This window comes from Mesorhizobium sp. M2A.F.Ca.ET.039.01.1.1 (genome assembly GCF_003998035.1).
Classification (GTDB): domain Bacteria; phylum Pseudomonadota; class Alphaproteobacteria; order Rhizobiales; family Rhizobiaceae; genus Mesorhizobium.
Window position 1 is genome coordinate 1 of sequence record NZ_RZRY01000812.1, and the last position, 2,549, is coordinate 2,549.

The 2,549-nt window shown below is 63.9% G+C and carries 3 protein-coding genes and 1 pseudogene; 3 read left to right on the forward strand and 1 reads right to left on the reverse strand.

Annotated features, from left to right (window positions below):
* The 3 genes from add to EOA24_RS34055 all read left to right on the forward strand — a co-directional run.
* The coding region (gene add / locus EOA24_RS34045) for an adenosine deaminase (RefSeq protein WP_127410595.1) at positions 1-559 on the forward strand (559 nt) is incomplete at its 5' end.
* A gap of 128 nt (positions 560-687) precedes the next feature.
* Positions 688-1,317 carry a uracil phosphoribosyltransferase gene (gene upp / locus EOA24_RS34050; protein WP_027165262.1) on the forward strand — a complete coding sequence of 210 codons (630 nt, stop codon included), beginning with the start codon at positions 688-690 and terminating at the stop codon, positions 1,315-1,317.
* A 106-nt stretch (positions 1,318-1,423) separates the two neighbouring features.
* The gene (locus EOA24_RS34055) at positions 1,424-1,990 is read left to right on the forward strand and encodes a TIGR02281 family clan AA aspartic protease (RefSeq protein ID WP_126081402.1); all 567 of its coding nucleotides are present in this window, start codon (positions 1,424-1,426) and stop codon (positions 1,988-1,990) included.
* A gap of 109 nt (positions 1,991-2,099) precedes the next feature.
* On the opposite strand, the pseudogene EOA24_RS34060 reads toward EOA24_RS34055, so the two are convergent.
* Positions 2,100-2,549 (reverse strand): annotated as a pseudogene (locus tag EOA24_RS34060) (thymidine phosphorylase); the annotation flags it as partial.

The window sequence follows — 2,549 nt, forward strand, 5'->3', positions numbered from 1 at the left end:
GGCCGCACGCTTCGCGGCGCGCTGCGGCCATCCGCTGGTGACCGGTTTCGGCGTCGCCGGCGACGAGCGCATCGGCGATTTCGAGGACTATGTGCGCGCCTTCGAGATCGCGCGTGAAGCCGGCCTCGGCATCACCATCCATGCCGGCGAGCTGATGGGTTGGGAAAGTGTGGCGGCCGCCCTCGACCACATCCGCCCTGCCCGCATCGGCCATGGCGTTCGCGCCATCGAGAACCCCGACCTCGTCCGCCGCATCGCCGACCAGGGCGTGGTGCTGGAATGCTGCCCGGGCTCCAACATCGCGCTGAAAGTCTTCGACAGCTTCGCCGACCATCCCTTTCCGGCGCTGCGCGCCGCCGGCTGCAAGGTGACGCTCAACTCCGACGACCCGCCCTATTTCTGGACCTCGCTGAAGCGCGAATACGATATCGCCGCCGAGCATTTCCGCATGGACGACAAGGCGCTTACCGCCGTGACGCGGACGGCCATCGAGGCAGCCTTCGTGGACAAGAAAACCAAGGCCGCCCTGCTTGCCCGTGTCAACGGCGTCGGCCGCTAACTCTCCGCTGGATTCGTTCTTCTTCTGGATTTAAGGCAAAAGCTGTGGTGGATGGCCGCCGGGCGGTTCCTTGGCCGGCGCATTGTCGCTAGGGTCGCTTCCAGCAGCCGGAATTTCAGGAGATCACGATGCAGGGCGTCACCGTCGTCGACCACCCCCTTGTCCAGCACAAGCTGACCATCATGCGCAAGAAGGAGACCTCGACGGCCGGCTTCCGGCGGCTGCTGCGCGAGATCTCGCTGCTGCTCGGCTATGAAGTGACCCGTAATCTCGAGCTGACCACGACCATGATCGAGACGCCGATCGAGGAGATGGAGGCGCCGACGCTGGAAGGCAAGAAACTGGTCTTCGCCTCGGTGCTGCGCGCCGGCAATGGCCTGCTCGAGGGCCTGCTCGATCTGGTGCCAGCCGCCCGCGTCGCCCATATCGGCCTCTACCGCGACCATGAGACCCTGGAAGCGGTGGAATATTTCTTCAAGGCGCCGAGCGACCTTGCCGACCGCCTGGTGATCGTCGTCGATCCGATGCTGGCGACCGCCAATTCGGCGATTGCCGCCATCGACAAGCTGAAGGGACGCGGCGCCACCAACATCCGCTTCCTCTGCCTGCTTGCCGCCCCCGAAGGCATCGAGCGCTTCACCAAGGCGCATCCGGATGTGCCGATCTTCACCGCCTCGATCGACCGCCAGCTGAACGACAAGGGCTATATCATGCCCGGCCTCGGCGACGCCGGCGATCGCATGTACGGGACAAAGTGAGCGCATCCGTTTACCGCGCGTTTACACAACCGCGCGGTTCCGGCGCACATTAAAGCGGCAAACACCATGCCAGCGTTAGGATGTGGCCTTGATCCAAGGGGCATCCATGCTGCGCAAGCTTCTCATCCTCGGTATTTTTGCCGGAACCTCGGCCTCGATTCCGATCGTCTTTCAGGCCAATCCGCATCTGGTGGACGGACTGCTCAAATCGACCGATGCCGCGCGGCCGGCGGCGCCGAAGGCCGAGCCCCAAGTCAACCTCGCTTCGGTGCCGAGCAAGCCAGCGGCGCCGTTGCCGCTCGGCCGGCAGGTTCTGGTCAATGCCGATGCCCGCGGCCATTTCACATCCCAGTTCAAGCTCAACGGCCGGCAGATCGATGGCATGATCGACACCGGCGCGACACTGGTCGCCATCAACGCCTCGACCGCGCGCAGGATCGGCATCTCGCTCAACCCGTCAGATTTCAATCAACAGGCGAACACCGCCAATGGGGCGATCAAGGCCGCTGTTGTGACAGTCGACCACCTGCAGATTGGCAAGATCTCGGTCGACAACGTCCAGGCGATGGTGCTCGACGACCGGGCGCTGCAGACCAACCTCATCGGCATGAGCTTCCTGCAGCGGTTGCAGAAATACCAGGTCCAAGACGGCGCGCTGCTGCTTGTCCAGTAAGTGTGTCATAAGCAATTCCAGGAAAAGTGTGCAGCGGTTTTCCGTCCGGAATTGCGTCAAAACAAAACAGATAAAGCAGGTCACCGTTTCCGCGAAACGGTGACCTGCTTTATCGAGCCAATATCCGCCTGAGCACGGTCTTCTCGGCGGGCGGCTTGGAACTGCCGATCGTGTAAGCGGCTCTCACCGCCGCCGCTGCTGTCTCCGCCTCCGCGTCGGTACGGGCATGGACCAGCGCCAGCGCCTCCCCCGCGCGCAACTCCGCGCCGACCGGCAACAGCCGGGTCAAACCGACCGCATGATCGATCCTGTCGTCCGGATGGGAACGCCCGCCGCCAAGCGTCACGACGGCAAGCCCGATATCGCGCGTGGCGATGCCGGTCACAAAGCCGGCCTGTTCCGCTTTCACCGCCAGTTCGACCTGCGCCTTCGGCAGATATTTTTCAGCGTTCTCGATAAAATCGCCTGGGCCGCCAAGCACGGACACCATCCGCGCGAAGACGGCAGCCGCCCGGCCGCCGGCGAGCGCTTCGGTCGCACGCCTGAGGCCATCCTGCTG

Bases quoted from the DNA above. Each gene is read 5' to 3' on its own strand.
- upp (WP_027165262.1), top strand. From the start codon at position 688: ATGCAGGGCGTCACCGTCGTCGACCACCCCCTTGTCCAGCACAAGCTG.
- EOA24_RS34055 (WP_126081402.1), top strand. From the start codon at position 1,424: ATGCTGCGCAAGCTTCTCATCCTCGGTATTTTTGCCGGAACCTCGGCC.